General features: G+C 70.7%; 23 protein-coding genes. 10 read left to right on the forward strand and 13 right to left on the reverse strand.

What is annotated here, in order from left to right; genetic code table 11:
- Positions 1-46: 46 nt before the first annotated feature.
- The 7 genes from ACFQU4_RS00185 to ACFQU4_RS00215 form a co-directional block, all read right to left on the reverse strand.
- Entirely contained in the window at positions 47-292 is a 246-nt protein-coding gene (locus ACFQU4_RS00185; RefSeq protein WP_377485448.1) for an acyl carrier protein, read from the reverse strand.
- A gap of 54 nt (positions 293-346) precedes the next feature.
- On the reverse strand, positions 347-1,375 hold the full coding sequence (locus ACFQU4_RS00190; RefSeq protein WP_377485451.1) for a beta-ketoacyl-ACP synthase III: 1,029 nt from the start codon (positions 1,373-1,375) through the stop codon (positions 347-349).
- Complete coding sequence (locus ACFQU4_RS00195; protein WP_377485454.1) at positions 1,372-2,313, reverse strand: ACP S-malonyltransferase; 942 nt, start codon at positions 2,311-2,313, stop codon at positions 1,372-1,374. The genes ACFQU4_RS00190 and ACFQU4_RS00195 overlap by 4 nt, the downstream gene beginning before the upstream one ends.
- A gap of 144 nt (positions 2,314-2,457) precedes the next feature.
- Entirely contained in the window at positions 2,458-3,975 is a 1,518-nt protein-coding gene (locus tag ACFQU4_RS00200; RefSeq protein WP_377485457.1) for a SulP family inorganic anion transporter, read from the reverse strand.
- Positions 3,976-4,252: 277 nt separating this feature from the next.
- Positions 4,253-6,319: a fibronectin type III domain-containing protein gene (locus tag ACFQU4_RS00205; protein ID WP_377485460.1), complete on the reverse strand. Its 2,067-nt coding sequence runs from the start codon at positions 6,317-6,319 to the stop codon at positions 4,253-4,255.
- 57 nt (positions 6,320-6,376) lie between these two features.
- Positions 6,377-7,531 carry an ROK family protein gene (locus tag ACFQU4_RS00210; RefSeq protein WP_377485463.1) on the reverse strand — a complete coding sequence of 385 codons (1,155 nt, stop codon included), beginning with the start codon at positions 7,529-7,531 and terminating at the stop codon, positions 6,377-6,379.
- Between the two features lie 274 nt (positions 7,532-7,805).
- Positions 7,806-9,014 carry a PucR family transcriptional regulator gene (locus ACFQU4_RS00215; protein WP_377485466.1) on the reverse strand — a complete coding sequence of 403 codons (1,209 nt, stop codon included), beginning with the start codon at positions 9,012-9,014 and terminating at the stop codon, positions 7,806-7,808.
- A gap of 68 nt (positions 9,015-9,082) precedes the next feature.
- Here ACFQU4_RS00215 and ACFQU4_RS00220 point away from each other — a divergent pair, with 68 nt between their 5' ends.
- The 3 genes from ACFQU4_RS00220 to ACFQU4_RS00230 are packed head-to-tail and all read left to right on the forward strand — an operon-like array spanning position 9,083 to position 11,854.
- Positions 9,083-10,063 carry a pirin family protein gene (locus tag ACFQU4_RS00220; RefSeq protein ID WP_377485469.1) on the forward strand — a complete coding sequence of 327 codons (981 nt, stop codon included), beginning with the start codon at positions 9,083-9,085 and terminating at the stop codon, positions 10,061-10,063.
- Between the two features lie 2 nt (positions 10,064-10,065).
- The gene (locus ACFQU4_RS00225; RefSeq protein ID WP_377487314.1) at positions 10,066-11,100 is read left to right on the forward strand and encodes a PHP domain-containing protein; all 1,035 of its coding nucleotides are present in this window, start codon (positions 10,066-10,068) and stop codon (positions 11,098-11,100) included.
- Position 11,101: 1 nt separating this feature from the next.
- The gene (locus ACFQU4_RS00230; protein ID WP_377485472.1) at positions 11,102-11,854 is read left to right on the forward strand and encodes an inositol monophosphatase family protein; all 753 of its coding nucleotides are present in this window, start codon (positions 11,102-11,104) and stop codon (positions 11,852-11,854) included.
- Positions 11,855-11,865: 11 nt separating this feature from the next.
- Here ACFQU4_RS00230 and ACFQU4_RS00235 read toward each other — a convergent pair whose 3' ends face one another.
- The 3 genes from ACFQU4_RS00235 to ACFQU4_RS00245 are packed head-to-tail and all read right to left on the reverse strand — an operon-like array spanning position 11,866 to position 14,529.
- Positions 11,866-12,489 (reverse strand): hypothetical protein, encoded by a 624-nt coding sequence (locus ACFQU4_RS00235; protein ID WP_377485474.1) that lies wholly within the window; start codon positions 12,487-12,489, stop codon positions 11,866-11,868.
- Positions 12,461-13,480, reverse strand: a complete 1,020-nt coding sequence (locus tag ACFQU4_RS00240) for a hypothetical protein (protein WP_377485477.1) — start codon at positions 13,478-13,480, stop codon at positions 12,461-12,463. Before ACFQU4_RS00240 ends, ACFQU4_RS00235 begins: the two co-directional genes overlap by 29 nt.
- Positions 13,477-14,529 carry a hypothetical protein gene (locus tag ACFQU4_RS00245; protein WP_377485479.1) on the reverse strand — a complete coding sequence of 351 codons (1,053 nt, stop codon included), beginning with the start codon at positions 14,527-14,529 and terminating at the stop codon, positions 13,477-13,479. The genes ACFQU4_RS00240 and ACFQU4_RS00245 overlap by 4 nt, the downstream gene beginning before the upstream one ends.
- A gap of 148 nt (positions 14,530-14,677) precedes the next feature.
- Here ACFQU4_RS00245 and ACFQU4_RS00250 point away from each other — a divergent pair, with 148 nt between their 5' ends.
- Positions 14,678-16,402 carry a hypothetical protein gene (locus ACFQU4_RS00250; RefSeq protein WP_377485481.1) on the forward strand — a complete coding sequence of 575 codons (1,725 nt, stop codon included), beginning with the start codon at positions 14,678-14,680 and terminating at the stop codon, positions 16,400-16,402.
- Positions 16,403-16,430: 28 nt separating this feature from the next.
- Here ACFQU4_RS00250 and aceE read toward each other — a convergent pair whose 3' ends face one another.
- Positions 16,431-19,199 carry a pyruvate dehydrogenase (acetyl-transferring), homodimeric type gene (aceE, locus tag ACFQU4_RS00255; RefSeq protein WP_377485484.1) on the reverse strand — a complete coding sequence of 923 codons (2,769 nt, stop codon included), beginning with the start codon at positions 19,197-19,199 and terminating at the stop codon, positions 16,431-16,433.
- 285 nt (positions 19,200-19,484) lie between these two features.
- Here aceE and ACFQU4_RS00260 point away from each other — a divergent pair, with 285 nt between their 5' ends.
- From ACFQU4_RS00260 to ACFQU4_RS00280, 5 genes are all read left to right on the forward strand, one after another.
- Complete coding sequence (locus ACFQU4_RS00260; RefSeq protein ID WP_377485486.1) at positions 19,485-19,907, forward strand: DUF3052 domain-containing protein; 423 nt, start codon at positions 19,485-19,487, stop codon at positions 19,905-19,907.
- Positions 19,894-20,361, forward strand: a complete 468-nt coding sequence (locus ACFQU4_RS00265; RefSeq protein ID WP_377485488.1) for a peroxiredoxin — start codon at positions 19,894-19,896, stop codon at positions 20,359-20,361. Before ACFQU4_RS00260 ends, ACFQU4_RS00265 begins: the two co-directional genes overlap by 14 nt.
- 142 nt (positions 20,362-20,503) lie before the next feature.
- Positions 20,504-21,460, forward strand: coding sequence for a carbon-nitrogen hydrolase family protein (locus ACFQU4_RS00270; RefSeq protein ID WP_377485490.1), 957 nt, complete (start codon positions 20,504-20,506; stop codon positions 21,458-21,460).
- A gap of 25 nt (positions 21,461-21,485) precedes the next feature.
- On the forward strand, positions 21,486-23,099 hold the full coding sequence (locus tag ACFQU4_RS00275) for a hypothetical protein (protein ID WP_377485491.1): 1,614 nt from the start codon (positions 21,486-21,488) through the stop codon (positions 23,097-23,099).
- Positions 23,096-24,355, forward strand: coding sequence for an enolase C-terminal domain-like protein (locus ACFQU4_RS00280; protein WP_377485493.1), 1,260 nt, complete (start codon positions 23,096-23,098; stop codon positions 24,353-24,355). The genes ACFQU4_RS00275 and ACFQU4_RS00280 overlap by 4 nt, the downstream gene beginning before the upstream one ends.
- Positions 24,356-24,377: 22 nt before the next feature.
- Here ACFQU4_RS00280 and ACFQU4_RS00285 read toward each other — a convergent pair whose 3' ends face one another.
- Both ACFQU4_RS00285 and ACFQU4_RS00290 read right to left on the reverse strand, forming a co-directional pair.
- Entirely contained in the window at positions 24,378-24,758 is a 381-nt protein-coding gene (locus ACFQU4_RS00285) for a RidA family protein (RefSeq protein WP_377485495.1), read from the reverse strand.
- Positions 24,755-25,360 carry a TetR/AcrR family transcriptional regulator gene (locus tag ACFQU4_RS00290; RefSeq protein ID WP_377485497.1) on the reverse strand — a complete coding sequence of 202 codons (606 nt, stop codon included), beginning with the start codon at positions 25,358-25,360 and terminating at the stop codon, positions 24,755-24,757. Before ACFQU4_RS00290 ends, ACFQU4_RS00285 begins: the two co-directional genes overlap by 4 nt.
- Positions 25,361-25,436: 76 nt before the next feature.
- On the opposite strand from ACFQU4_RS00290, the gene ACFQU4_RS00295 reads away from it, so the two are divergent.
- A complete protein-coding gene (locus ACFQU4_RS00295) occupies positions 25,437-26,240 on the forward strand; it encodes a hypothetical protein (RefSeq protein WP_377485499.1) in 804 nt (267 codons plus the stop codon).
- Positions 26,241-26,261 lie beyond the last annotated feature (21 nt).

The following is a 26,261-nucleotide window of genomic DNA, read 5'->3' on the forward strand; positions in this document are numbered from 1 at the left end:
GCCCGGCGGGGTGTTGCCGTGGCCCGGCGAACCGGCGCGTTGTTGGTTACGACGACGCGCGCTCGATGTAGGCAACGGCGTCGCCTACGGTACGGAGGTTCTTGGCCTCCTCATCCGGGATGCTCACGCCGAACTTCTCCTCGGCGGCATAGATGATCTCCACCATCGACAGCGAGTCGACGTCAAGATCATCGGTGAACGACTTGTCCAGCGCCACGTCGTTCGCCGGCACGCCGGCAACCTCGTTGACGATCTCGGCGAGGTCGGCGCGGATCTCTTCAGTGGTGGCCATTTCTCGATGGTCTCCTTGTCTGGGTGGTACGTGAGAGTTGGGATCTTGATCGCCCTACGGAAGGACGATCACCTGCCCGGCATAGACCAGGCCTGCCCCGAATCCGATGATCAACGCGATCTGGCCGCTGTGCGCCTCGCCGGAGGCGAGCAGGGCGTCGATCGCCAACGGGATCGAGGCTGCGGAGGTGTTGCCCTGGTATTCGATGTCCCGGGCGATCACCACCCGTTCGGGCAGTTTCAGGGCGCGGAACATGGCGTCGACGATCCGCAGGTTCGCCTGGTGCGGCGCGAACACGTCGATCTGATCCGGGGTGACGCCGGCGCGGTCCATCGCCTCGGCGGCGACCTTCGCCATCGTGTACGACGCCCAGCGGAACACCGGGTTGCCGTCCATCCGCAGCGTCGGGAAGTCCTGGTGCGTGGCGCCGACCTGGCGAGCGGCCTCGTCGAAGGCGGCGGTCTGGGTGATCAGATCGGCCTGATCGCCGTCCGAACCCCAGACGACCGGGCCGATCCCGGGCGTCTCGCTGGGGCCGACCACGGCCGCACCGGCGCCGTCGGCGAACAGGAACGCGGTGCCGCGATCATGCTTGTCGGTCAGGTCGCTGAGCCGCTCCACGCCGATCACCAGGACGTGCCGGGCGGTGCCGGTCCTGATCATGGAATCGGCCATCGCGACGCCGTAGCAGAAGCCGGCGCAGGCGGCCGAGATGTCGAACGCGGCCGCGCCCTTGGCGCCCAGCTCGGCCGCGATCCGGGTCGCGATCGCCGGTGTCGCGTGGAAGTGGGTGACCGTGGAGATGATCACGGCGTCGATCTGGCCCGGCGCCATGTCGATCTTGGCCAGGGCGTGCCGGCCGGCTGCGACGGCCATCAGCTGGATCGTCTCGTCGGGTTCGGCCCAGCGCCGCTCCTTGATCCCGGAGCGGGTCTGGATCCACTCGTCCGAGGAGTCGATCATGGTGCAGATCTCGGCGTTGGTCACCGAGCGGCGTGGTCGATAGCTGCCGACCGCCAGGATCCGCGAGTAGTCGGCGCCCCGGGACACCTGGAGCGCTGGGCTGGTGGTTGCGTCGTTCATCGGCTGACCTCCGGACCGGCGGATGCTGCGTGCTTCTCGACGAACTCTCGTGCTTCGGTGAGCTGATCGGGCGTGTTCAGCGCGTACAGCTCGATTCCCTTGAGGTTCCGCTTGGCGATGCCGGTCAGGGTGCCGGCCGGCGGCAGCTCCAGCAGGCCGGTGACGCCGAGGCCGGCCAGCGTCTCCAGGCAGAGGTCCCAGCGGACCGGGGCGGCGACCTGCCGGACCAGCCGGTCCAGCACCTCGCGGCCGTCGGCCACCTGCCGGCCGTCGGCGTTGGACAGCAGCCGGGTGCTCGGGTCCTTCGGCTCGAGGCCCTGCGCCACGGCGGCGAGCCGGGTCACCGCGGGCTCCATGTGCGTGGTGTGGAAGGCGCCGGCGACGCTGAGCGGGATCAGCCGGGCCCGCGCCGGCGGGTCGGCGGCCAGCGCGGCCAACTGGTCGACGGTGCCGGCGGCGACGATCTGGCCGGGCCCGTTGTTGTTGGCCGGGGTCAGCCCGTGCCGCTCGATCGCGGCCAGCACCTCGTCCGGCTTGCCGCCGATCACCGCGGTCATCGACGTCGGGGTCGCCGCGGCGGCCTCGGCCATCGCGCGGCCACGTTCGGCGACCAGCAGCATCGCCTGTTCGGCCGGGATCACGCCCGCGACGGCCGCGGCGGTCAGTTCGCCGACCGAGTGGCCGGCCACGACGCCCGGTCCGGGGCCGTCACCGAGCAGCCGGTCGGCCGCCAGCACGCCGGCCGCCACCAGCAAGGGCTGCGCGACCGCGGTGTCCCGGATCGCCTCGGCGTCGGCCTCGGTCCCGTAGTGGGCCAGGTCGAGCCCGCCGACCTCGGACAGTTGGATCAGGGCGCTCGCGTACGCGGAATCGGCGAGCCAGGGGCTCAGGAAGCCGGGGGTCTGGGCGCCCTGTCCGGGCGCGACGATCGCGAGCACGGTCCCAACTCTCTCTCGCCGGGCCGCCGCGCGCGGTACCGGGACATCACGAAAGTCCCCACGGCTGGTTGTGGGAACCCTACAAAGGGGTGAACTCCGGGGTGATCTCGCTCTCACTCCGGTGCCGCCGGCGGGCCGCGGTGATCATCCGGCGACCGGCCCGGACGGAGGACCGGGACGGCTCGGCTGGCCGGCCAGCGCGGCCTGCACCGCGGCCTCGTCCAGGTCGACCGTGCCGCCGCGGGCGACGTGCCCGCGGCGCCAGTCCTGCAGCGCCTCGTACGCGGCGTGGTCGAGGTGATCCACCCCGAGCTCGACCCGGGCGGGGACGCCGACCGGGACCGACCGCAGCGTCCGGACCAGGGACGCGACGCCGAGGAACACCAGCGAACCGCTCAGCCGGACGGTCCACACCCCTTCCTGCTCGGTCGCCGTGACCGTGGCCCGGGCCAGCCGGTGCAGCACCCGGCCGGTCGCCACCACCAGCCCGGCCAGGACTCCCTCGGCCAGGCCGAAGCCGGCGACGCCGAGGCCGGTGATCAGGTAGACGAGCAGCTCGTCGTGCCGGCGCAGGGTCCGGATGTGGGCCAGCTGGATCAGCTTCACCCCGGTCAGCAGCAGCACGCCCGCCAGCGCCGCCATCGGGATCGACTCCAGCAGAGCCCCGGCGGCCAGCACGAAGAGCGCGATCCAGATGCCGTGCAGGATCGCCGAGGCCCGGCTCCGGGCGCCCGCGGCCACGTTGGTCGAGCTGCGGACGATCACGCCGGTCACCGGCATCCCGCCGAGCAGGCCGGAGATCGTATTGGCCGCGCCCTGGCCGACCAGCTCCCGGTCCAGGTCGGCCCGCCGGCCGCGATGCAGCTTGTCCACCGCGACCGCGGACAGCAATGACTCCACGCTCGCGACCAGCGCGATGGTGACGACCGCGACGCCGATCTGCACCGGGCCACCGGCCGGCAGCATCGGCGGGATCAGGCTGCGCAACGGGTCGTCGGGCAATTGGACCCGCTCGACCGGCAGCGCCAGCACCGCCGCCGGCACCGTCACGGCGACGACCGCGACCAGCGGTGCCGGCACGGACTTCGCCTTCGGCAGCCGCGGCCAGATCAGCAGTACGGCCACGGTCGCCAGGCCGATCAGCACCGACGGCGGGTGATGGCCGACGATCTGGCCGGGCAGCTCGGCCAGGTTCTTGATCAAGGAACTCTGCGCGGCGCCGCCGAGCACCACGTGCAACTGCTGGAAGGCGATCGTCAGGCCGATCCCGGCCAGCATCCCGTGCACCACGGCGGGGGACAGGGACAGGGCGAGCCGGCCGATCCTGGTCACGCCGAGCAGGATCTGCAGCAGACCGGCGGCGCAGGTGATCGCGGCGGTGGCGGGCCAGCCGAACTGGTCCACCAGCCCGGCCACCACCACGGTCAGGCCGGCCGCCGGCCCGCTGACCTGAAGCACCGACCCGCCGAGTGCGCCGGCCACGACCCCGCCGACGACGGCCGCGACCAGGCCGGCGATCAACGGGGCGCCGGAGGCGGCAGCGATCCCGAGGGACAGCGGGATCGCGATCAGGAAGACCACCAGCGAGGCCGGCAGATCGTGCCGCAGCACCGACCGGAGTGATCGGGCGCCGGCGGCGTGTTCGTCGGTCGCCGTCGGCATCAGGCGATCAAGGGTTCCGCGGCTGGGCCGGCCGAGCCGACGCCGGTTCGGACACGGGCACAGCGTCGGACTGGATTACAGGGTCGGACAGGATCACAGGGTCGGACAGGATCACAGGGTCGGACAAGATCATCGGGGCCTCCGTCTCCGCAGTCACTGGCCACCCGGCAGGTTCACCGCAGTGGGCCGGCCCCGATCCCGGCGTTTGACCTGACAACTCGGCAACGCCGGACCGAGTTCCCGGATGATCGAAAACTCTGGTCCGGCGAAGCGATGATCAGAGAGTCAGCCGGTCCAGATCGGGTGCGCTGCCGTCCGGGTTGCCGAAGCTGATCTTGTTCTCGCCCGCCTCGAGGCGGACCGGCACCTGCAACGTCTGCGGGGTGTTCCAGTCCTCGTCGTTGCTGCCGGGTGCGTTGATCCAGGTGGTCCGGCCGTTGATCGTGATCTTGGCCTGGCGGGACGCGTCGGCGGCCACGTAGTCGATCGTCAGCAGGTACGTGCCGGCCGCCGGCGCGGTGACCGATGGGAAGGCCAGGGTGCCGGACCCGCCGATGTAGCCGGCCTTCTTGCCACCCGAGCAGCCCGAGCAGTCCCAGACTCCGGCGCCGCCGGCGAACTCGTTGCCGACCGCCTCACCCTGGTAGGTCCGCGGACCGTCCGGGCCGGTCGTGCTGAGCTGCAGCGGCGCGCCGGGAGCCGAGGCGCCCCGGGCGCCGAGAGCCCGCACCTCGAACCGGTACGCCGTGGCGGGATCGAGCCCTGTCACCGTGGCTTGCGGCGCGTCGGTCCGCAGCACCTCGGTGCCGTCCACGAGCACCGCGTACCGGGTCGCCGCGCCGTCGTCGGTGGCCGGCTGCCAGGCCAGCGCGACCCGGTCCGGGCCGGCGGCGGTCGCCCGCAGCCGGGTCGGGATCGAGGGCGCGTCGGCGTACGGATCGACCGGCCGCACCGTGTAGAGCCGCGAGCCGTGGGCCGGCAACTCGGCGCTCACGCCGGAGCGTTCGGTCCCGAGGTCGCGCCCCGCCCAGACGTCGCGGACCCGGGCCGGCCCGCTGAACCCGAGCTCGCGCCAGGTCGTCGTGACCTTCGCGGGTTCGCCAGCCAGGTTGAACAGCGCCACGGTGTAGCTGCCGTCGTCGTTGCTGGCCGACCAGACCTGCTGCTGCGACGCCTGGTCGAGCGGCCGGGCCGGGTTGCCGCGCTGGTTGATCGCGATCACCTCACGGTTGGTCAGCAGCTGCTTGCCGTAGGCGTCCAGCTTGGTCAGGTCGTCGCCGATGTAGAGCGGTGCCGCGGCGATCGACCAGAGCGTCACGTAGCTCTGCCGCTCGGCCTTGGTCAGCCCGTCCATCTCGCCGTTGCCGACGTTGAGCGAGTCGAGGTTGGGCCAGAAGCCGGGCTTGGCGTCGTCCAGCCACTGCACGGAGTCGAACCAGCGCTGGCGTACCGACTGGTTCCACGTGACCAGCGTCTCGCAGTAGCACTCGACGTCGGTGTCCACCCGGACGCCGTTGGACCACTGCTTCCAGTCGTCGGCGTAGCGGTGGCTGATCGCCCAGGAGACCAGGAAGTTCATCGGCCGGCCGGTCTTGGCGATCGCCTTCGACCAGGCCTCGATGTCGGCCCGGTTGTCGTAGTTCGGGCCGCCCTTGAACGAGCCCGGACCGACCCCGTCGATCTTGACGAAGTCGACGCCCCAGTCGGCGAACACCTTGGCGATGCTGTCCGCATAGGCTTGTCCGCAAGGGCTTTCGTAGTTGATCTTGTACGACATGTCCCAGCCGTTGGTGGTCCGCAGATCGTCGTAGACGAGGTCGGCGGTGGTGCAGCCAGGGGCGTCCTTGATCGGCGTCGTGCCGTCGCGGTAGACGTCCTTGCCGAGGCCGACGACCGTGTAGATCCCGAACTTCAGGTCGCGATCATGGAGGTAGTCGCCGAGCGCCTTCATCCCGCTCGGAAAACGATCTTGGTTGACCGTCGGCAGCCCGTGCTCGTCGCCGCCGGCCTGCCAGCCCGCGTCGATGTTGATGTACTCGTAGCCGTACTCGGCGAGGTCCTCGGCCATCACGTCCGCCTGGGCCCGGACCCGTTCCTCGGTCAGCCAGCTGCCCTCGCCGTCCGGGTTGACGCCCGGGTACTTGGTCGCCTGCAGGCTCCAACTGCTCCAGCCCAGGTACGGCTTCGCGGCCGTCACCGGGCGTTCGGCGGGTTGCGGAGCGGGCTCGGCCGCGGCGGGCGGCGCGGTCAGCCCGGCGGCCGTGACGGCCAGGGCCAGCCCGGCTGCGGCGAGCCGGCGCCAACGGAGTGATCGGGACCGGCGGGCGGGATCGGAATGCGTCATCGCAGTGCCTCCTGGGTCGGTCCTGTGACCGTACCCGGGGTTACTTCACGACGTCAACTATTTGGTACGGGTGCCGTTCCGGACCACCGACCGGAGCAGCGCGACGGCGGCGCCGCGGGCCCAGTCGGTGAAGCTGTGTGACCTGGTGCCGATCCGGCAGCGTTCGGCCGCGCCGAAGACATGATCATGGAACGCCGCCCGCATCCGGTCCTCGTACAGGTCGAAGTCGGCGACGCCCTCGCCGACCACCTGGATCACCTCCGGCCCGACCAGATTGACCACGGTGGCCATCGCGCGCCCGATCGCACTACCGGCGCGGGCGAAGGCGGCGACGGCAGCAGGGTCACCCTGGTGGGCCCGGCGGAGCGCCTCGGTCCAGGTCAGCTCCGGATGATCGGCGTCGTTCCGGATCGAGGTGAGGATGGCGGCGGAGGAGGCGACCGTCTCCAGGCAGGCCCGCCGGCCGCAACTGCAGGTCAGGTCCGGGTCGCCGAGCGGCAGGTGACCGATCTCGCCGGCCACGCCGAACGCTCCCTCGACCACGTCTCCGTTCAGGTGCAGCCCGCAGCCGATGCCGGTGCCGATCGTGATGATCGCGAACGAGGTCGTGTCCAGTCCGACGCCGAACCAGTGCTCGGCGAGGGTGAGCGCCCGGACGTCGTTCTCCACCACCACAGGGATTCCGGCCACCTCGCGGAGCCGGGCGGCCAGCGGCAGGTCCCGCCAGCCGAGCCGGACGGACTCGCGGACCACCCCCGCCCGGCCGTCCACGTCGCCCGAAACGGCGACGCCCAGCCCGAGCAGTCGATCATGGTCGAGGCCGGCGGTCAGCTCGGTGATCATGGTCCTGATCGCGTCGATCACCGTTGCGGGGTCGTCGGCGGTCAGGTCGGCGCGCGCCTCCCGGCGTACCTCGGCGGTGAGGCCGGTGATCACCCCGATCAGCTCACCGGGATTGATCTTGATCCCGGCCAGCAGGCCCGCGTCGTCGACCACCGACAACGGGTTCACCGGCCGGCCGGCGGTGCCCGCCTTGACCCGGGCGCTCCCGTGTTCGCGGACGTACCCGGCCTCGATCAACGGCGCGATTGCCTTGGTCACGGCGGCGAACGACAGCCCGGTGGCGCGAGCGATCTCCACCCGCGGCACCGGTCCGCGCGTGATCACGTGCGTGAAGACCTCGATCGCCGCCGGGCTGATCAGCGGCGGCATCCGGCGACCTGCGGTCAGCGCTGATCCGGTCGTGGCACACCTCGTTTCCGCGGGACGGGACTCGCGCACTCTATCCGGCGGCCCGGTGTCGGCGGACCGGCGATCGCGGTCGATCTTCCCGGCCACGGCGGCTCGGCGCCCGACCCCGGGGCATCGTTCGAGACCTGCGCCGCGGCGCAGGTGCGCTCGGTCCGGGTCCGACCGTAGAAACCAACTAGTCTCGTGCCCAAATTGGCAGGTTTAAGGGATGGTTGAGAGGTTCCGGGCGCTCCGGTCAGGGCTTCAGCAGCCGGCCGAGGGTGAGGGCCATCCGCAGGGTGTACGCGTCGCGCGGGTCGGTCGGACCGTAGCCGGTGACCTCGTGGATCCGCCGCAGCCGGTAGCGCACCGTGTTGGCGTGGACAAACAGCGCCCGGGCCGCGGCCTCGACCGAGTTGCCGTGGTCGAGGAAGGTGATCAGCGTGTCGAGCAGTCCGCCGCCGGCGCCCGCCAGCGGAAGGTAGATGTCGTGGGCGAGGGCCCGGCGGGCGTGCCCGTCGCCGGACAGCGCGCGTTCCGGCAGCAGGTCCTGGGCGCTGACCGGGCGCGGGGCCTCGGGCCAGGCGGCGGCGGCGCGGTAGCCGGACAGGGCCGCGCGGGTGCTGGCCGGGGCGTCCATCAGGTGCTCCACCGGCGGCCCGACCACCACCGATCCCGGCCCGAACCGGTCGACGAAGCGTGCGGTCGCGGCGGTGGCCCGGTCGGGTTCGGCGAGTTCGGCGCCGCCCAGGATGATGGCCAGCCGGTCGCCCTGGACGGCGCCCAGCATGTCCAGGCCGTCCTTCGCGGCGGCGTGCCGGATCGACTCGATCGCCTGCGCCGGTTCGTGTTCCGGGGCCGGGCCGACGACGACCACCGCCGTCGTGGCCGAACCCCAGCCGAGCGTCGAAGCCCGCGAGAGTACGGCCTCGTCGGTCTCCCCGCGGAGCACCGCGTCGACCACCAGCGCCTCCAGCCGGGCGTCCCAGGCGCCGCGCAGTTCCGCGGCCCGGGCGTAGATCTCGGCCGCGGAGAAGGCCAGCTCCCGGCTGTAGTGCAGGATCGCCGCGTGCAGGATCGGCCGGTCCGCCCGCGGCATCACCTCGTCGATCTGCTGCTCGACCACGTCGATCGTGGTCCGGACCAGCTCGACGGTCTGATAGAGCGAAATCTTGCGGGCCAGCTCCCGCGGCGCCGAACCGAACACGTCCATCGTGCTGGGCTCGGCCGGTTCCGGCTCGCTGAACCAGTGCACGAACCCGTCGATGCCGGCCTGCGCGACCAGGGTGATCCAGGACCGGTGCTTGGCGTCCAGCCGGACGAACCAGCTGTGCCGGGTCTCCATCTCGGCGACGGTGGCCGTCGCCATCGCTCCGGTGACGGCCGAAAGCCGGCGACCGATCGCGGCGCGTGTCTTGGCCGAGGGGAGCAGCGACTTGATGATCCCTCGAGTGGTCGCGGCCATGGCCTGAGCCTATTGCACCCACCGCCGGCGGCCCGCCCTAAGCTTCGGTGAGGGAGAGGAGGCAGCCCGTGAGCGACGTCGAGACCAAGCCGGACGAGTACGCCTGCACCGCGTCCGGCGCCGCCGGCCCGGAGGAGTTGCTGCTGACCGGCCGTACGGTCTGGCTGGGCAAGACCACCCAGGTCGTCCGCGCCCTGCCGGACCGGCAGATCCGGATGATCGGCGCCTGGTGCTTCCTTGATCATTTCGGGCCGGAGGACGTGGCCGACGCTCCCGGGATGCAGGTCTGGGCGCATCCGCACACCGGTCTGCAGACGGTGACCTGGCTGCTCGAGGGTGAGATCGACCACGCCGACAGCGTGGGCAGCCGGGTCCGGGTCCGGCCCGGCGAACTGCACCTGATGACGGGCGGCCGCGGCATCGTGCACAGCGAACTGTCACCGGCGGACAAGCCGCCGACGATGCACGGCCTGCAGCTCTGGCTGGCCCTGCCCGAGTCCGCCCGGTTCGCGGAGCCGGCCTTCGCGTCGCACCGCTCCCTGCCCGGGCTGTCCGGCGACGGCGGGTCCGGGACCGTTCTGCTCGGCTCCGTCGGGACGGTACGGTCGCCGGCGCACACGTACACGCCCTTGCTGGCGGTCGATCTCGAGCTGCAGCCGGGCGGCGAGCTGACCCTGCCGCTGCAGCCCGGGTACGAGCACGGAGCGTTCGTGGCCACCGGGACCGTCGAGATCGCCGGCCGCCCGGTCGACCATGATCAACTTCTCTACCTCGGCAACGGCCGGGACACGGTGACGCTGCGCAGCGAGGTCGGCGGCCGGGTGCTGCTGCTCGGCGGCGAGCCGTTCGCCGAGGAGATCGTCATGTGGTGGAACTTCGTCGGCCGCAGCCATGACGAGGTGGCCGGCTACCGGCAGGAGTGGCTGGAGCGGGCGGACCGGTTCCCGGCCGTCGTCGATCGTTCCGAGCGTGTGATGGAGGCCCCCGACATGCCGACGGTACGACTTCGGCCGCGCCCCCGTCGAAGCCCCGAGCGAAAGGACGCGTGATCATGAACCCCGTCGTCGCCCTGCGCGAGATCGGCTTCCTGCTGGAGCGGAGCCGAGCCGACACGCACCGGGTGAAGGCGTACCGGCGTGCGGCCGATGCGGTCGACCAGCTGTCCGAGGCCGAACGGAACGATCATCAGGGGCGCGGCAGCTGGGGCAAGATCACCGGCATCGGGCCGAAGACCGCGGCCGTGATCGGCCAGGCGATGGCGGGCGCCGTCCCCGAATACCTGCAGCAGCTGCGGGACGCGAAGGTGCCGCTGACCCAGGGCGGTGATCAACTCCGGGCCAGGATCCTCGGCGACCTGCACTGCCACAGCGACTGGTCCGACGGCGGCAGCCCGCTGGACGAGACCATGATCACGGCGCGGACGCTCGGCCACGAGTACTGCGCGATCACCGACCACTCGCCGCGGCTGACGGTCGCGCGCGGCCTGACCACCGAGCGGCGCCGGCAGCAATTGGCCGTGATCGAGGACCTGAACCAGGCCCTGGCACCGTTCCGGATCCTCAAGGGGATCGAGGTCGACATCCTCGACGACGGCTCGCTGGACGCCGAGGACGACCTGCTCGCCGACCTTGAGGTAGTGGTCGCCAGTGTGCACTCCAAGCTGCGGATGGACTCGGAGTCGATGACCCACCGGATGGTCACGGCGATCGCCAACCCGCGCACCAACATCCTCGGCCACTGCACCGGCCGGCTGATCGAGGGCGACCGGGGCACCCGGCCGGAGTCGACGTTCGACGCGGAGGTCGTCTTCGAGGCGTGCCGGGCGTTCGGCGTCGCGGTGGAGATCAACTCGCGGCCGGAGCGCCGGGACCCGCCGACCCGGTTGCTCCAACTGGCGGTGGAGATGGGCTGCCTGTTCTCGATCGACACCGACGCCCACGCGCCGGGTCAGCTGGAATTCCTGGCGTACGGCTGCGAACGGGCCGAGGCGGCCGGCATCGACCCCGATCGGGTGATCAACACCTGGCCGGTGCAGCGGCTGCTGGACTGGTGCGCGAGCCGTTCCGCCCGGTCGATAGGGTCGTGACGTGAACGATCCCGATCTTGCTGCCGACCTGGTCCGAGACGCCGGCACGCTGGCTGCGGCGATGCTGGCGGACGGACTGGAGACCCACTACAAGACGTCGATCTCCGATGTCGTCTCGGCGGCCGATCATGCGGCCGAGGAACGGGTGGTGAGCCGGCTGCTGGAGCACCGGCCGGACGACGGCGTGGTCGGCGAGGAGGGCGCCAGCCGGCCCGGGGCCCGGACCTGGTACATCGACCCGGTCGACGGTACGTACAACTTCCTCACCCAGGTCCCGTACTGGTGTTCCGCGATCGGGCTCGTCGACGAGCAGGGTCCGATCGTCGGCGCGGTCTACTACCCGGCCCGGGACGAGCTCTGGGTCGGCGGCCCGGACCGGCCGACCACCCGCAACGCGAAGCCGGTCGCGCCCCTGTCCGACCAGTCGCTGGACCGGGTCTCCGTCTGCACCTATCTGCACCCGGACAAGTTCGCCGACGATGATCATTTCCAGCCGTGGCGGTCCGTGGTGGCCGCGACCGCGACGGTCCGGATGCTCGGCTCGGCCTCGATCGACCTGTCCGGCGTGGCCAGCGGCTGGTCCGGCCTGTTCCTGCAGAAGAACCTGAACCTCTGGGACTGGCTGCCCGGCGCCGCGCTGGTGCTGGGCGCCGGCGGAGCGGCCGAGATCGTCGAGCACCGCGGCCAGCACTGGAACCTGGCCGGCTCCCGGCAGGCCGTCGCCGAGGCCACCGAATTGATCTTGGCCAGCTGACCCTTCCAGGGTCAGCGGGCGGCGGTGCGGGCGATCGACAGCGCCGAATCGCCGTGGATCTCGACCTCGATGCCGTCGGCCTCGACGATGTCCAGCGCCTGCCGGACCAGGCGGACCTGGTCGCCGGACCGGTGCAGGTCCACGTCGAAGCCGCGGACCCGCTGGTCGAACCTCGTGTCGGTTGACCAGTAGCGCAGCCCGACGCCGTACAGGTCGATCCGGCGGACGCCGCACCAGCGCAGGATCTGCAGGGCGCCGAAGATCACGTTGTAGCCGTGGCCGAGGCCGATCCGCGGCTCCCGGGAGAACGTCTCGTAGTCGAGCATCCGGATCGGGATCAGCCGGTCGTCGACGATGCCGGCCTGGTGGGCGATGTCGGCGTTGGCGGCGAAGAACCTGGTCCGGTCGAGGTACGGCAGCAGGGCCTGCGGCTTGGTCGCGATGAACCGCTCGTCCTGCACCCAGTACAGATCGGCCATCGCGTCGTGCTCGGCCATCAGCTTCAGCCCGGCGTTGACCGTGGCCACCCGGACCGACGGCCGCGGCCGCCACATCGTCGCCGTCGGGCCGTTGCCGACCAGGTCGACCGACGTACCGGCGAAATGATCACGCAACCGCGTCAGCGCGTTCGCCATGCCCCGCCTTCCCGGCCCGGTAGATCTCGTCGTAGATGCCGACCACCCGTTCGGCCGACATGATCCGCCAGTAGTAGTCGTGCGCGGCGTCCATCCAGTCGGCCAGCAGTCGCCGGTCGGAGGCGAGCCGGCCCAGTTGCTCGGCGAACCCGTCCAGATCGGTGCGCAGGAACGGCGGCGGTTCGTTGGTACGGAAGCCCATCGCGAACGCCGCCAGCGACAGCTCGTCGGCTCCGTTGACGACCACGTTGCCGGCCGCCATGCCCTCGTAGGAAACCAGGTGGAAGCCGCCGGTGAGCACCTCGTCGATGCTCACGTCGGCCATCGAGCGGGTCGCCGAGAGTCGCTCCGGCGACACGTCGGTGACCTTGATCAACTCGAACCGGCGGTTGTCGCCCAGTTGCTTCAGCTGGGCGTCGAACGCGGGTGACGACTTGCTGCTCCACCGGGCCCGCGACGGAGTCGAGGGGGAGAAGACGACCCGGACCGGACCGTCGAAGCGAGGCCGGGACCGCAGCCGCGGCGTCAGCCAGTCCCGGTACAGGCAGTTCGGCACCGGCGTCATCGTCGGGAAGAGCCGCGGATGGATCTGCGACACCGCGAGCCGGGCGTCCCATTCCAGGCCGACGGCGTCGGAGAGATCGCGATAAATGGGGCGTTCCCGAGTCGGCGAATGCACCTGATAGATCAAGGTCCGTTCGTTGATTCCGTCGACTTCGGCAAGCCAGGACAAGGCGAACGGGGACACCAGATTATGGACGTGAATGACGTCGGCTTCGGAAATGTGACGCCGGACCAGTTCCGCGTCCAAGGAATTCGCCTTGACCGGAATGGTGTTGATCGACATGAGATCCCGGAAATGTCCGTGATCACCGGTCCGGAAATGCACCGCGTCGTAGCCGTACAACTGATTCTGGGCGCGGGCCAGCATTCCGGGCGCTCCGGCCAGCGCGGAGCCGGACAGATGGACGATCTTGATCGGCGTGGTCATCGTCCGCTCCAGACCGGCTGGGCGGTGAACTGGCCGGACAGCACCCGCATCCGGGCGCCGCGCGAGATCAGCCGCTGCAGCAGCAGTTCCGGCCGGTCGTCGCGGATCAGCGACTCGTGGCTGTAGAGGAACCGGGAGTGCACCGCGACCAGCTCGGAGCGGTCGATCAAGGCGGCCAAGTAATCGGCGAAGGTGGTCATCGCGCTGGCGTCGACCGCGCCGTCCTCGACGACGCAGACGATGTCGGTCTCATGATCGACAGCCGCCGGCAGATCCTCGATCCGGCCCTTCACCGCGAAGTGGTAGCCGGGCGGCCGCTCCACCGAGCCGCTGACCAGCGCCTTGACCTGGGCCAGGGCGTCGTCGAACTCGAAAAACCTTGTCAGGAAGGGAATCCCGAGACCCTCGTACGGCTTCGGGTCGACCGAATCCGCGACCAGCAGCGCGTCCACGTCGGCGAAGGTGGACGGCTGGAACGGGCTCGGCCGGGTCAGTAGGACCACGGTCCGGGTGCGGCTCCAGGTGGTCGAGATCGACGTCGCGGTCCGGGTCGGCGGGTCGACGACGACGAGCAGGTTCCGCTGCTCGGTGAACTGCTCGGTGGTCGGCGCCGTTCGGGTCCGGCCGAGCAGGGTGAGCAGGTCGTACGTCGAGGTCAGTTCCGGGTTCAGCTCGTCGATCAGGCAGACCAGGTCGCGATTGGCCGACGGGAAGACGCGCTCGCCCAGCACGTTGGCCAGCGAGGTCGCGGCCGGATCGTGGTTCACCCGCCAGACGGCGATGTGGTCCCACTTCGCGATCCGCAGCGGATCCGCCCAGACGACGCCACGCAGCGCGCCGAAGAATGCGGGCGAGCCGGGCTCGATGTCGAGCTTGGAATTCACCCGGACCTTGAGCGCGATCGGGACCTGGGCACCACTGCGTTCGATCGGGTGTCGGACGACGCTGTACCGCAGTGCCTGGAAGTACCGATTGTTCCGGATGAGTTCATTCTTCGTCAGCTTCCGCACCATTGTGTTGCGGGCTAGCCGGCGGACCAGGTGTGCCACGGGCATGACCGTAGCAGTCTCCAGATCGTGCTCAGGTCGGGAAGCCGGCTGGTCCGGCGTTCGTCAATTCACGGACATCGGCCGGACATGTGTTGTTCATTTTGGAGTCGTGAGGTCGAGGCCGGGGAATTGCGTACGGGGGTACGTCATGGCGATATCGGTCGACGACCGGGCCGAGCCGCAGCGTTCCCGGAACCTGTCGACGGGTCAAGCCGGATCGGGCCGAACGCTTCGACCGGCCCGGGGCGGGATGTGGCCGGCGGCGGTGGTGATCATGGTCGGCCTCGGCGGCGCGGTCGTGCAGCCCTTGAACGGCGACATCCGGTTCGAGGCCGGAGCCGAGTCGGCCTCCTGGTGGGGGATCGCCGAGACCTTCACCCACCGGCCGCTGGCGTACCGGCTGATGACCGCGGCCGCCTTCGCGCCGGCAAGGCTGTTCGGCGAGGGCGGTGCCGGGTTCGAGATCGCGCTGCAGGTGATCGCGCTGGTCCTCTGTGCGGCAGCGGCCGCGCGGCTCGGGCGGGCCCTGGTCCGGCGCGGAGTTCCGGGTCCGGTCGCCGGACCGCTCGCCGTGGCCGTCGGTGCGGCGGCGGCCTTTCAGGGCGCGGTGTCGGTCTGGGAGCCGGACTGGCTGGCCACGGTGCTGACCGTGCTCGCCGTCGCGGTCGGGCTGACCGGTGCCGGGCGCCGCACCAGGCTGGTGACCGGACTGCTGGCGGGAATCCTGCTGGCCGCCGCCGCGGCGATCAAGATCGTGACCTTGCCGATCGCGCTGATCGGGCTGATCGCGATCGGCTGGCTGGACCGGAGACGCGCCCCGGTCGTGCTCGGGTCGGCGGTGGCCGCCGGCCTGGCCTGGATCGGGGTGGTGGCGGTCCGCTGGCCCGTCGAGCTGACCTGGTTGATCGAGCTGTCCGTCCTGCAGCCGAACCAGGACGGGCTGCTCGGCCGCGCCGCGTCCGGACTCGGTGGCGCGCTGCTGACCTGGCCGGTGTTGATCATGGTGCCGGCGGCGATCCTGCTGCTGTCGGCCGGCCGGTCGGGGACCGACCGGCTCCGTACCGGCGGCGTCCTGGCGGCGGTGGTCCTGCTCGGGCTCGCGCCGGCAATCCTGCAGCGGCAGTACTTCGTCTACCACTTCGCGGCCCTGCCGGTGCTGGCCGGCGCGCTGCTGGTCCCGGCGGCGGTACGGGCCGGCCGGGTCGGTGCCAGCCGGCTGCTGGCGGGACTGGTGACCGGCACGATCGCCGCAGCGGTGCTGACCCGGATGCCGGCGGACTGGCGGCTGCAGCACCAGGCCGCGATCCTGGCCGGGCTCGGCGCGCTGATGATCATCACCGCCGTCGCCGTACGGCCTCGACCCGGGATCCGGCCGCGACCGAGCGACGACCGGCTCTGGCCGGCGGCGGTGATCGCGGCCGCGTCGATGATCACCACGCTGCTGCCCGGCCAGACCTCGACGGTGCCGCTGGTCGACGGGCCGGCCGGCCTGCTGAACGTGAACACGGCCGCCGTGACCGCCGCCCAGCGCGAGACCGGTCGCCGGATCCGGGCCGAACTCGGCGCGGGGACCCCGGTGCTCTACCTGGCCTACGGCGAGCTGGCGTACTTCGTCGGCAACGCGACGCCCTGTCGCTACCTGTCACCGACCTGGCTGCAGCGCGCCCGCTACAACCCCGAGATCCGGCACACCAGGAGCTACGCGGACAACCTGTCCTGCCTGGCCGCGCCGGAACCCCGGGTCCTGTTGCTGCAGACCGACTGGTTCCGGCTCGGCCGGCAACCCGCCTCGCTCCGGCAGGCGATCGAGCGTCGCTACGACTGCTCGACCGCCCCGGAGATCGACGGCATCCTGCTCTGTCCCCGGCGCTGACGGTGGCCGGCGCCGGGCTCAGGGCCGGTCAGGCGCCGGCGCCCTCCTGCGCGACACCGGCCACGGCGGTCGGGTCGCCCAGCGAGTACTTCTGGTAGGCCGCGGCGGCCGCGTGCCGGTCGTACTTGCCCTCCCGGGCCAGCGACTGCAGCGTTGCGACGACGATGGCCTGCGCGTCCACCTGGAAGAACCGGCGGGCGGCGGCGCGGGTGTCGGCGAAGCCGAAGCCGTCGGTGCCGAGCGAGCACCAGGTGTGCTGCACCCACGGCGCGATCTGGTCCTGCACCGCGCGCATGTAGTCGCTCACCGCGACCACCGGTCCCGGCTTGCCGTGCAGCGCCTGCGTCACGAACGGCCAGCGACGGTCCTCGTCGGGATGGTTGAGGTTGTACTTCTCCACCTCGACCGCGTCCCGGCGCAGCTCGTTCCAGGAGGTCACCGACCACACGTCGGCGGCGACACCCCACTCCTCGGCCAGGATCCGCTGCGCCTCCAGGGCGTTCGGCATCGCGACGCCGGAGGCCAGGATCTGGGCCGGCTGCGCGTTCTCCACCTGCGGGGCGGCAGCGTAGTGGTAGATGCCCTTCAGCAGACCGTCGACGTCCAGGTCGGCCGGCGCTCCCGGCTGGTGCACCGGCTCGTTGTAGACGGTGATGTAGTAGATCAGGTTCTCGCCCTCGGGATGATCATCGTCGGTGCCGAAGCCGTACATCCGGCGCAGCCCCTCCTTGACGATGTGGGCCACCTCGAAGCCGAACGCCGGGTCGTAGTGGACGACGGCCGGGTTGGAGCTGGCGAGCAGCGGCGAGTGCCCGTCGGCGTGCTGCAGGCCCTCGCCGGTCAGCGTGGTCCGGCCGGCGGTGGCGCCGATCATGAAGCCGCGGGCCAGCTGGTCGGCCATGGCCCAGATCGAGTCGCCGGTCCGCTGGAACCCGAACATCGAATAGAAGATGTAGACCGGGATCATCGGCTCGCCGTGCATCGAGTACGCCGAGCCGGCCGCGATCGTCGAGCCCATCGCGCCGGCCTCGGAGATGCCCTCGTGCAGCAGCTGGCCGTCCGTGGATTCCTTCCAGGACAGGAGAAGCTTGCGGTCGACCGAGTCGTACGTCTGCCCGTGCGGCGAGTAGATCTTGGCGGTCGGGAACATCGAGTCCATGCCGAAGGTCCGGAACTCGTCCGGCGCGATCGGCACGATCCGGCGGCCGATCTCCGGGTCCCGCATCAGGTCGCGGAGCAGCCGGACGAACGCCTGGGTGGTCGCCACCTTGGCCTTCTCGCCGGCCGACTCCATCAGCGGCGCGTACACCTCGTCGCCGGGCAGCTTGATGATCGTCGGCTTGACCCGCCGCTCCGGCAGGTAGCCGCCGAGCGCCTTGCGCCGCTCCTGCAGGTACTCGTACTCCGGCGAATCGGTGCCCGGGTGGAAGTACGGCGGGTTGTAGGCGTCGGTCAGTTGATCATCGGCGATCGGCAGGTAGAGCCGGTCCCGGAACGCCTTCAGGTCGTCGGTGGTGAGCTTCTTCATCTGGTGGGTGGCGTTGCGCGCCTCGAGCGCGTCGATCGTCCACCCCTTGACGGTCTGGGCCAGGATCACGGTCGGCTGGCCGACGTGCTCGGTGGCCGCCTTGAACGCCGCGTACACCTTGCGGTAGTCGTGGCCGCCGCGGGACAGATGACGAAGATCATCATCGGAGAGGCCGGCCACGATCTGCTTGAGCCGCGGGTCGCCGCCGAAGAAGTTCTCCCGGATGTAGGCGCCGTCCTCGACCGAGTAGGTCTGGAACTGGCCGTCCGGCGTGGTGTTCATCTTGTTCACCAGCACGCCGTCGCGGTCGGCCGCCAGTAGCGGATCCCAGTCCCGGCCCCAGAGCACCTTGATCACGTGCCAGCCGGCGCCGAGGAAGATCGACTCGAGCTCCTGGACCACCTTGCCGTTGCCGCGGACCGGGCCGTCCAGCTGCTGCAGGTTGCAGTTGATCACCCAGGTGAGGTTGTCCAACTCCTCGCGGGCGGCCAGGCCGATCGCGCCGAGCGACTCGGGCTCGCCCATCTCGCCGTCGCCGAGGAAGGCCCAGACCCGCTTCTCCGAGGTGTCGGTGATCTTGCGGTTGTGCAGGTAGCGGTTGAACCGGGCCTGATAGATCGAGTTGATCCCGGTCAGGCCCATCGACACCGTCGGGAACTCCCAGAAGTTCGGCATCAACCGCGGGTGCGGGTACGAGGACAGCCCGTTGCCCTGGCCGCGGGACACCTCCTGCCGGAACCCGTCCAGGTGATCGGTGCTCAGCCGGCCCTCGAGGTAGGCGCGGGCGTAGATGCCGGGGGAGGCGTGGCCCTGGAAGAAGACCTGGTCGCCGCCGCCCGGATGCTCGTGGCCGCGGAAGAAGTGGTTGAAGCCGACCTCGTACAGGCTCGCTGCGCTCTGGTACGTCGCGATGTGACCGCCGACCTCGAGGCCCTTGCGGTTGGCCTTGCTGACCATGATGGCCGCGTTCCACCGGATGAAGGCACGGATCCGTCGCTCGACGTGCTCGTCACCGGGGAACCACGGCTCCGACTCCGGCGGGATCGTGTTGATGTAGTCGCTGCTGCGCAGGGCCGGCAGACCGATCTGCCGCTCGCGGGCGCGCTCCAGCAGCTTCAGCATGATGAATCGGGCCCGGTGTCGGCCCTGTTCGTCGAGCAGACCGTCCAGGGATTCCAGCCATTCGCCGGTCTCCTCGGGATCGATATCGGGAATCTGCGACGGCAAACCCTCGGCGGTGATGGCCGGTCGGGGTCCGGGCTTGGCCATTGAAGGCTCCTCTTCATCAACTCCCGGCGGGGTGTGCCGGGACCGTACATCTCGGATGCGTCCAATCCTGTCACTCCGTCGGAACGTTGTCTCAACCGCGTCCCAACGGCCGAATCGACGGCGACACGACACTAGTCCGTCGTGGCATGACGCGCCGAAATGTGTCCGGGGTTCCCCAATCACGCGCGGCTCTGGCAGGCTTGGCGCCACAAGGATTCCCTCGGGTTCCGTCCAGATGACCAGGGCGGACTCCGGGGGAGCGGGATTTCGAGTGGAGGCAGGGGAGTGAGCTCGTCAGGGCCCGAGACCGTAGGTACCGGGGACAACAAGCTTGGGCTTGGCAGCGGTCTGGTCGTTCAGGAACTCGGCTGGGACGAGGACGTTGACGAAGACGTCCGGATCATGGTCGAGGACACGATCGACAGCGAGCTGTTCGAAGAAGTGATGGAGGCAGCCGACGTCGTCCTCATGTGGTGGCGCGACAGCGACGGCGACCTGGCGGACGGGTTGGTCGATTCGCTGACCGACCTGGCCGAGGACGGGTACGTGTGGCTGCTGACGCCGAAGGTCGGACGCGAGGGGTTCGTCGATCCGGCCGAGGTCAACGAGGCCGCGGTGTCCGCCGGTCTGTCCGTCACCGTCAGTGCAACGGTGTCCGCCGACTGGGCAGCGAACAAGCTGGTCCGCCCCAAGAGTGCCCGTCGCTAAGCCCCCCGCAGAACCCGTCGTCGCGGGCGCCGTCGCGCCCGACTTCCGCGGCCCCAATCAGCACGGACAGGAGATCCGGCTGTCCGCCTTGCGCGGACGCCGGGTCGCCCTTGTGTTCTATCCGTGGGCGTTCTCGTCCATCTGCACCTCCGAACTGGCCGAGTTGCGTGAGCTCGCTCCGCGGCTCGCCGAGCGTGACCTCACCGTGCTGGCCCTTTCCTGTGACGCCATGTTCACCCTGCGTGCGTACGCGGACGCCGAGCGGCTCGCGTACGACCTGGTCAGCGACTGGTGGCCGCACGGCCGGATCGCGGCGGCCTACGGCGTTCTCGACGCCGAACTCGGCTGCGCCCGGCGCGGCACCTTCCTGATCGATCCCGACGGCGTGGTCACCAGCGCGACCGTCGCCGCGATCGGCGAGCGGCGCGATCTGCCGGCCCTGCTGCTCGGCTGACTCTCCCTAGTTCGTTCAGCTCAGTGATCTATTTGTACGAGTCTCGCCTGCTCACGTTTCCCCTTGACGCCCGGAACGGGCGCGGCCTAACCTCGTTTTAGTCTGGCAAATAGTCCTAATTGGGAACTGGGGTCGAGGCGCTATGTCCGAGCAGGCCAGCCGCCGTCCGGTCGTCGTGAGCGCCGTGGGCGTGGTGCCGCCGGCCTATCCCGGGCCCGGCCGCAGCGAGGACCGGCTGGTCGACGCGATGGTCGCGTTCTGGCGCTCCGAGATCGAGGCGGTGTTGCCGGACCGGCCGGATCTGATCCTGCTGCCCGAGTTGTGCGACCGCTACGAGGGCATCGACCCGGCCGCCCGGATCGCGCTGCAGCCGGCCATGCAGGCGGCGATGCGCCCCGCGCTGGCCGAGCTGGCCCGGTCGGCCTCCTGCTACCTCGGCTACGCGTCCGCGATGCCGGACGCCGACGGGATCTGGCGCAACGCCGTGACCGTGATCGACCGGTCGGGGGTCGAGGCGGGCTCGTACGCGAAGAACTGGCTGGTGGTCACCGAGACCGAGTTCGGGCTGGTGCCCGGCTGTGGCCCGGCGGTGATCGAGACCGACTTCGGCCGGATCGGCGCAGCCATCTGCTTCGACCTCAACTTCCTCGAACTGCTCGAGGGCTACCGGCCGCTGCAACCGGACCTGATGATCTTCCCCTCGCGCTATCACGGCGGCACGATGCAGCCCTACTGGGCCTACCAGCTGCGATCCCACTTCGTGGCGTCGGTCGGGGTCGGCAACCTGACTAGCGATGCCTGGTCGCCGGTCGGGCGCCGGATCGCGGCCAGCACGAACTACGCCCCGACGGTGACGACCATGATCAACACCAACTGCGCCGTCGTCCATCTGGACTTCAACCGGCCGGGCCTGAAGGCTCTGAAACGAGCCCGTGGAAGGGCTGTCACGATCACGGACCCGGGCGAGCTCGGTGCCGTGATGATCACCGGCGAGGACCCGGCGGTGCCGGTGGCCGGCCTGCTCGCCGAGTACGAGATCGAGCCGCTGGACGCGTACTTCGAACGCTCCCGGCACCACAACGACCGGCATCGTCGCTGACGACGGTGCAGCGGAGGAGATCGAGATGGACCGACGCACCCTGTTGACCCACGGCGGGCGGCTCGCCGTCGCCTCGGCGGTGGCGCCGCTCGCGGCCGGCTGCGCGACCGGTGCCGGTGAGCGCGACACCGGGCAGCGCAACGCCGGGGTGGCGCTGCCGGAGCATGTCCGGTTCGACGCCGTGAAGCCTGATCTTCCGGCTCAGCACCCGAATGCCGTCGATGGGTTCCTCAGCTACCCGCGTCCGGCGCACGACGCGGTCACCGAGCCGCCCGGCGACGGCAGCGAGGTCACCGGCTTCACCGTGACCAGCATCAGTGCGGCGCCGCCGATGCACAGCAACCGCTGGTGGCAGAACGTGAACCAGCAGCTCGGCTCGACGCTGAAGCTGGAGTACGTGGCCGACGCCAACTACCAGCAGAAGTTCCAGACCATGATCGCCGGCGGCGGTCTGCCGGACCTGGTCCGGATTCCGTCCGTGCCGCGTCTTGATCAACTTCTGCCGGCGACCTTCGCCGACCTGACCGAGTACGTGGCCGGGGATGCGATCAAGGACTATCCGATGCTGGCCAACCTGCCGACCGACGCCTGGCGCAGCTGTGTCTACGCCGGCGGGATCTACGGCGTGCCGGTGCCGCTGCTGCCGATCGGCACCCGGCTGGAGGCACGGCTGGACGTGATCGAACGGCTCGGCCAGTCGATCGAGCTGGAGTCCGGAGCAGCCTTCCTGGAACTGTGCCGCGCCGTCACGGACCCGAAGCAGAACCGGTGGGCGATGGTGCAGCCGACCGCGAACTTCATCAAGCTGATGTTCGGTCTGCCCAACGTGTGGCAGGTCGAGGACGGGACGTTCCGGCACGAGGTGGAGTCCGAGGCCTATCCCGACTGGCTCGACTTCGTCGCCAAGATGTGGTCCGAAGGTCTGTTCCACCCGGACTCGTTCGGCCAGCCGCAGTTCGTGCCGCTGTTCTCCGGCGAGCGGTTCATGCTGTTCCAGGTCGGCGGGATGGGCTTCACCCGTGCCTACTCGACCTATCGCGCCGGCGCTCCCGACCTCGCCGTGTCGCCGGTGATCCCGCCGCGGTTCGAGGGCGGCGGCCCGGCGCCGGTCCAGCTCGGCCAGCCGAAGTCGGCCATGATCGCGATCCGCAAGGACGCTCCGCCGGACCGGATCCGGATGCTGCTGCGGGTGCTCAACTGTCTCGGCGCCTCGTTCGGCACCCAGCAGTGGCTCGACGCGCAGTACGGGCTCGAGGGCGTGGACTGGACCTGGGACGACACGATCAAGGGGCCGAAGCCGACCAAGCTCGGCACCGTCGAGCAGTGGCCGGTGACCCAGTTCCCGGGCTACCCCAACATCATGTACACGCCGGAGGGGCCGCAGGTGACCCGGGCCGAGTGCGCGTACGAGAACGCCGTCGGGCCGGACGCGCTGCCGCTGGAGACGATCGGGCTCTACTCGTCGACGGACTCGGCCAAGGGCCCGACGCTGACGACCATGATCAACAGTGAGGTGGGCGACATCATCCAGGGCCGCAAGCCGGTGTCCGGCTGGAGCGAGGTGGTCGACCGCTGGCGCGCCGAGGGTGGCGACGACATCCGCCGCGAGTACGAAGAGGCGCGGGCCGCCGCCCGATGATCGACCTCTCCTCCTGCTCGGTCGTCGAGGCCGAGTCCTCGCTGTCCGCCCACGAACTCCAGACCCCGTTGGTGATCAGCAGCGGGTCCGTCACGACCTTGATCGAACTGACCGCCACCGTGCGGGTGACGGCGGGCGGCCGCACCGCGGTCGGCCGCGGCTCGATCTGCCTGAGCGACCTGTGGGCCTGGCCCGGTGCGGACCGGCCGCGCGAGGCCAAGCTGGCGGCCATGATCGACTACGGCCGGGGGATCGGGGCGTCACTGCGGGACCGGACCGGCGGGCCTTCGCATCCGCTGGAGCTGGGCCTGCGGCTGCACGCGAGCGTCGCCGCCGACCATGATCATCCGGCGCCGATGCTGGCCCGGTCGGTGTCGGCGAGCCCGTACGATGCGGCGCTGCACGACGCCGTCGGGCAGCTGGTCGGACGGTCCGCGTTCTCCTTCTACGACGAGGATGCGGCGATCCCGAGTGCGGATCGGCTGTTCCCCGGCGGCACCGTGCGCGCGGTCCGGGAGGCGCTCCGGCCGCCGCGGCGGGAGCTGCCCGGCTGGTGGCTGATCGGGATGACCGATGATCTTGCCGCGGTCGGTGATCAGGTCCGGGCGCGGGGCTTCCGCCGGTTCAAGCTCAAGTTGTCCGGCGAACCGGCCGCCGACGCTGCCCGTACCGTGGAGATCTTCAGGGCCGCCGCGGGCTGGACCCGCGAGCCCCGGTTGTCGGTCGACACCAACGAGGCCAGCCCGGACCCGGGCGCCGTGCTGGCGTACCTGGAGGCCGTCGAGCGGGACTGCCCGGAGGCCTACGCCCGGCTGGACTATCTCGAGCAGCCGACGCCGCGGGCCTCGTTCGAGGAGTTCGACTGGCATCCGGTCGCCGCCCGCAAGCCGGTGCTGCTTGACGAGGGCTTCACCGGGCTGGACCAGCTCGAACCGGCGCGCGCCCGCGGCTGGAGCGGGCTGGCGCTGAAGACCTGCAAGGGCCACAGCGTCGCCCTGGCCGCCGCGGCCTGGGCCCGGCAGCGCGGCCTGCTGATCACCGTGCAGGACCTGACCAATCCCGGCCTCGCCGCGATCCACTCCCACCTGCTCGCCGCGCACCTCGACCCGATCAACGGCCTCGAGCTCAACTCGCCGCAGTACATGCCGGCCGCCAACGCGGCCTGGCTGCCGCGGCTGAGCGGCCTGTTCGCCGTCCGCGACGGTCGCCACCGCCTCGACCCCACGACCCTGACCGGCCTCGGCTCCACCCTCTGATCCGACAGCTGCGGCGGCGAGGTCAGGCCGCGGCGACGGCTTCGATCTCGACCAGGAGACGGGGGTCGGCCAGTTGGTCGACGATGAGCAGAGTGCCGGCCGGGCCGGGCTGGGGGACCGCGTCGGCGCCGGCCTCGAGGAAGCCGGGCAGGTCGGCGGCATCGGTCAGGTAGATCGTGTACTTGATCACGTGCTCGACCCCCATCCCGGCCTCGGCCAGCACCGCGCGCAGGTTGCCGGTGGCGATCTTGGTCTGCTCCGCGATGCCGTCACCGACCCGGCCGTCGGCGGTCACGCCCACCTGGCCGGAGACGTAGAGCGTCCGGTCAGGGCGGGTGATCAGCACGCCCGGGCTGAGGAACGGCGACGGCGCGATGCTGGTCGGGTGCAGGTGGGTGATCATGGATTTTTCCCTTTCCTCGAAGAAGATTTGGTACGTCCGCGATCCGCCCGCAGCCGGGCGAACTCGTCGCGGACCGCGGCCTCGGCGGTGTCGTCGAGCAGCCCGACCCTGGCCAGCACAAGGACACCCTGGGCCAGCAGCAGCAACCGGGTGGCGGCCGGGCCGGCCGCGGCCGTGCCGAGCTCCCGGCCGAGGACCTCGGAGAACCGGGTCCGCATCAGCTCCAGGGCCCGGACGACGAGGTCGCGCTCGGCGGCGGGTTCGCTCGCCACCTCGATCGCGCTGTTGGTGATCAGGCAGCCGAAGCCGTCGTTCAGCGGCGGCGCGAACAACTGCAGCAGGTAGCGCTCAAGATCATCGAGCGTCGCGGCCTGGCCGGCCAGGGCGTCCAGCCGTGCGGAGACGAACCCGGACAGGTAGCGGTCGAGCGCCGCCCGACGGAGTCCGGCCTTGTCGCCGTACGCGTGATAGAGGCTGCCGACGCTCAGCCCGGTCGCCTGCTCCAGCTGCTCGACCGAGGTGCGTGCGTAGCCGTACCGGCGGAAGGCGTGCATCGCACCGTCCAGCACGACGTCCGGATCGAAGGTTCGGCGGCGGCCCATGGACCCGAATACTAGAATGCAGATTCTAGAAAGTCGAGTCGGGTCCGGCGGCCGCGGGGTGCGGCATACTCGCGGGATGATGATCACCCGGCGCGGCTTCCACCGGCGGGCCGGCCTGTTGATCGCCGCTCTCGGAACGACGGCGGCCGGCTGCGCCCTGCTGCCGCCGGAGCCGCTGCCGCTGACCCCGTTCGGCGCCTTCACCGTGACCGTCACTGGCGGCGTCGCCGGCATCTTCCGCCAGCTCCGGGTGACGCCCGATGACGGGATCGGGCTGGTCCTCACCGACAGCCCGGCGGCCGGCCGGATCGGGCGGCAGACCCTCGACCGGATCGGCACCCTGCTGGAATCCGAGGCCTTTCGTCGCGAGGCGGCCAGGCCGCGGCCGGACGAGATGCGGTGCTCCGACACCTTCGTCGCGACGCTGCGGATGGGGGCGCTCACCGCGCGTCGTGAGGACCCCTGCGCTCCGTCGCCGGCGCCCGAGTGGGACAAGCTGACCGCGCTGCTGCAGCCGTTCTGGGAGGGGAACTTCGAGGAGCCGCTGCCGGAGGCGCCGGCGCCGCCGCCGATCCTGGTCCAGGAGATCGCCTCCGGGCGACCCACCGGCCGGCGGGTCGAACTGGGACCGACCGGGCAGGCGACGCTGCGGACGGCGGACCGGGTGCTGCAGACCCGTCGGCTCGAGGCTCCGCAGCTCGAGGCGCTGACGGTACTCGCGACCGGGCCGCTGTGCCGGCCGTCGAGGACGTTCGACGACGGCTTCCTGATCCGGATCGGTGATCAACAGCCGGTTGGGCCGGTGGGCAACCGGATCGGGTCGGACTGCCCGGAGCTCGGTGCGATCGCCCAGCTCGCCCGGACCGCCGTCGATCTCTGACAACCATCGCCAAACCGGTCG

Origin of the sequence: Microlunatus sp. GCM10028923 (assembly GCF_042666975.1) — a bacterium.
Lineage (GTDB): Bacteria > Actinomycetota > Actinomycetes > Propionibacteriales > Propionibacteriaceae > Microlunatus.

Excerpts from the sequence above, each read along its gene's own strand:
- ACFQU4_RS00235 (WP_377485474.1), bottom strand. The coding sequence starts at position 12,489 with ATGGCGAACGCGCTGACGCGGTTGCGTGATCATTTCGCCGGTACGTCG.
- ACFQU4_RS00215 (WP_377485466.1), bottom strand. The coding sequence starts at position 9,014 with ATGGCCGCGACCACTCGAGGGATCATCAAGTCGCTGCTCCCCTCGGCC.
- ACFQU4_RS00295 (WP_377485499.1), top strand. The coding sequence starts at position 25,437 with ATGATGATCACCCGGCGCGGCTTCCACCGGCGGGCCGGCCTGTTGATC.
- ACFQU4_RS00205 (WP_377485460.1), bottom strand. The coding sequence starts at position 6,319 with ATGACGCATTCCGATCCCGCCCGCCGGTCCCGATCACTCCGTTGGCGC.
- ACFQU4_RS00270 (WP_377485490.1), top strand. The coding sequence starts at position 20,504 with ATGTCCGAGCAGGCCAGCCGCCGTCCGGTCGTCGTGAGCGCCGTGGGC.
- ACFQU4_RS00250 (WP_377485481.1), top strand. The coding sequence starts at position 14,678 with ATGGCGATATCGGTCGACGACCGGGCCGAGCCGCAGCGTTCCCGGAAC.
- ACFQU4_RS00285 (WP_377485495.1), bottom strand. The coding sequence starts at position 24,758 with ATGATCACCCACCTGCACCCGACCAGCATCGCGCCGTCGCCGTTCCTC.
- ACFQU4_RS00225 (WP_377487314.1), top strand. The coding sequence starts at position 10,066 with ATGAACCCCGTCGTCGCCCTGCGCGAGATCGGCTTCCTGCTGGAGCGG.
- ACFQU4_RS00210 (WP_377485463.1), bottom strand. The coding sequence starts at position 7,531 with ATGCCGCCGCTGATCAGCCCGGCGGCGATCGAGGTCTTCACGCACGTG.
- ACFQU4_RS00290 (WP_377485497.1), bottom strand. The coding sequence starts at position 25,360 with ATGGGCCGCCGCCGAACCTTCGATCCGGACGTCGTGCTGGACGGTGCG.
- ACFQU4_RS00275 (WP_377485491.1), top strand. The coding sequence starts at position 21,486 with ATGGACCGACGCACCCTGTTGACCCACGGCGGGCGGCTCGCCGTCGCC.
- ACFQU4_RS00280 (WP_377485493.1), top strand. The coding sequence starts at position 23,096 with ATGATCGACCTCTCCTCCTGCTCGGTCGTCGAGGCCGAGTCCTCGCTG.
- aceE (WP_377485484.1), bottom strand. The coding sequence starts at position 19,199 with ATGGCCAAGCCCGGACCCCGACCGGCCATCACCGCCGAGGGTTTGCCG.
- ACFQU4_RS00240 (WP_377485477.1), bottom strand. The coding sequence starts at position 13,480 with ATGACCACGCCGATCAAGATCGTCCATCTGTCCGGCTCCGCGCTGGCC.
- ACFQU4_RS00200 (WP_377485457.1), bottom strand. The coding sequence starts at position 3,975 with ATGCCGACGGCGACCGACGAACACGCCGCCGGCGCCCGATCACTCCGG.
- ACFQU4_RS00185 (WP_377485448.1), bottom strand. The coding sequence starts at position 292 with ATGGCCACCACTGAAGAGATCCGCGCCGACCTCGCCGAGATCGTCAAC.
- ACFQU4_RS00190 (WP_377485451.1), bottom strand. The coding sequence starts at position 1,375 with ATGAACGACGCAACCACCAGCCCAGCGCTCCAGGTGTCCCGGGGCGCC.